We start from the raw sequence: 455 nt of genomic DNA, 5'->3' as shown, positions 1-455 counted from the left end.
AGGTAGTACTGGTCCACGCCGTTGTTGGCCACGAAGTCCGTGGACTTGCGCACCAGGTTGGTCTGCGAGCGGTTGTAATAGATGTCGTAGTCGAACCCGGTATCGAACAGCGGGCCGCGGCCACCCAGCGTGAAGTTGTAACTGTGCGTGAAGACGTGCTGGTCCTTGGAATCCAGGCCGACCTCTTCAGGGCCAAAGATGCGCTGCCAGGTCTCGTACTGGCCGCTGGTCTGGTTGTAGAAGCTCTGGTTCCAGAACGGGCTTCCGCCCGAGTAGGTCGGGTTGCTGTAGCTGTACAGGATGTCCGAATACAGTTCGGTCTCCGGCGTGAGGTGGTAGCGCAGGAACAGGGCGCCGTTGACGTCGGTTTCCTTGTTGCTCAGCGTGGTGTAGCTCACGTTGTACGGCGTGCCGCAATAGTTGCCCAGGCCCTTGCCATCACGGTGGCTATAGGC

1 pseudogene is annotated in these 455 nt (G+C 59.8%); it reads right to left on the bottom strand.

The window, feature by feature from the left end:
- Positions 1-455, bottom strand: a pseudogene (locus tag ACR9ZH_RS18435) (hypothetical protein); the annotation flags it as partial.

This window comes from Luteibacter sp. SVR4-7G, from assembly GCF_056755555.1.
This window is presented reverse-complemented; position numbering and strand designations above follow the sequence as displayed.